We start from the raw sequence: 1574 nt of genomic DNA on the forward strand, positions 1-1574 counted from the left end.
TGCAACAGGTGGTATATGAGATCAAGCCACCGCGTCGCCCCCAACACCACCCAGTTCGCCAGGGTCTGCCGGGTCAACCGCAGGCCTTGTCAGGCAAACTGTTCCTCCAAGCGGTACAGCGGCAAGCCATCCACGTATTTCTTGTCCATCACATATGCCAGCATCGAGGCGGACGCCAGGCTGCCGGGTATCGGGGGCTTTTGCATCTGCGCCTTGACCATGGGCGTTTCGGTCCCATGCTTGTCACACGTCCGGCATGCGTATTGTTGCTGGATATGTTCGCGCACCTTCGTCTGTGCCGGGACGTGGATGAGCTCGCGACGGATTTCGACACCCGCTTCGTCCATGACCTCGCCGCAGCACGGACAGATCCGTTCTTCCTCCGGCAGACGATATTCAATCTGCTCCACCGGAAGGTCTGCCAGCATGGCATCCCGCTGACCTGGCTGCTTCTTGCGCCGCTGGTACGTGACCGCCTCGATGGTGGGTTCTTCTGCCTCAGGTTGCGCCTCAACCTCGGCCTCGTTGAATACCAGGTCCAAGCGCATCTGGTTGTCTGTCGTGCGTTCGCTGGACTTCCCGAACTGCCGATGACGGGCCAGACGAAGCTGTTCCAGCAGCAGGTTAACCTGCTTTTTCAGTTCCGCGATTTCCTGTTCCTGCGCCTCGCAGCGCGCCTGTAGGGCTTCCAGTTGGTTGGTGTTCTCCGTCGTCGTGTTCGTCATGCAAAAGGATTTCGACACACCTGCCGAAATCCCTTGACAGATCCTTCTGTGTTTACCGGGTCTCACACCACTTTTTTCGCGGTAACCCTCCGGTGCGCTTTCGGCTGGTTGAGCGCAAGACCGTCCAACAGCCAGTTCAGCTCCCGGCGGGTGATGACGAGGGTCTTGCTGTCGCTTGTGTCCGGCCACCAAAACCGGCCGCGTTCCAGCCGCCGATAATACAGCCAAAAGCCGTTGTGTTCCCAGTACAGCAGCTTCAGCTTGTCCCGCTCCCGATTACAAAACGCGAAGAGCGCAGGGGAAAACGGGTCCAGGTGAAAGGACTCCTGCACCAGTGCCGCCAAGCCATCGATAGATTTGCGCATGTCCGTGCTGCCGCAAGCCAGGTACACGCAGAGCTCCCCCGGTCCAGCACCGATGTTCAGCATAGCGATGCCAGGGTGCGCACCACATCGCGCAACAGATCAGAGTTATAACCAGACGTGACCTCGATGACAGCAGGACCCACACGTATGGGCAGCGGCTTGTCCGCCACTTCAACCACGGATTCCTCTACACGCACCGGGATGAAACACGGCTGGGCGCTATCCCGTTGACGGCCTTCGTGGTCGGTGTCCGCCTTAAACTTACCGACCCAATACCACAGCTGATGTTCCTTGACCTGATGCGCAGCACACCAGGCTGCGCCGCTTAACCCGCTGGCCCGGAAGTCCGCCACACGGGCACGCCAAAGCTCGCGATGTTGTTCCAACTTCGCCTTCGTCACGATGATCCCTCCATGGTCGGATTCTGGGGGGATCATCTCGCACCAGGCACGCTGGCGCTAGGTGTGCACTATTTGACGCTCAC

General features: G+C 59.4%; 3 protein-coding genes. All 3 read right to left on the minus strand.

Going from position 1 to position 1574, the window contains the following annotated elements:
* Positions 1-89: 89 nt before the first annotated feature.
* Genes C7445_RS14370 through tnpA form a run of 3 tightly spaced genes read right to left on the minus strand, consistent with a single transcriptional unit; the run spans position 90 to position 1491 of the window.
* Positions 90-743 (minus strand): IS66 family transposase, encoded by a 654-nt coding sequence (locus C7445_RS14370; protein WP_243835218.1) that lies wholly within the window; start codon positions 741-743, stop codon positions 90-92.
* 44 nt (positions 744-787) lie between these two features.
* Positions 788-1117, minus strand: a complete 330-nt coding sequence (tnpB, locus tag C7445_RS14375; protein WP_166669186.1) for an IS66 family insertion sequence element accessory protein TnpB — start codon at positions 1115-1117, stop codon at positions 788-790.
* A gap of 29 nt (positions 1118-1146) precedes the next feature.
* Positions 1147-1491: an IS66 family insertion sequence element accessory protein TnpA gene (gene tnpA, locus C7445_RS14380; RefSeq protein WP_243835219.1), complete on the minus strand. Its 345-nt coding sequence runs from the start codon at positions 1489-1491 to the stop codon at positions 1147-1149.
* Between the last annotated feature and the right edge of the window lie 83 nt (positions 1492-1574).

This window comes from Alicyclobacillus sacchari (assembly GCF_004366795.1).
In the GTDB taxonomy this organism is placed as follows: domain Bacteria; phylum Bacillota; class Bacilli; order Alicyclobacillales; family Alicyclobacillaceae; genus Alicyclobacillus; species Alicyclobacillus sacchari.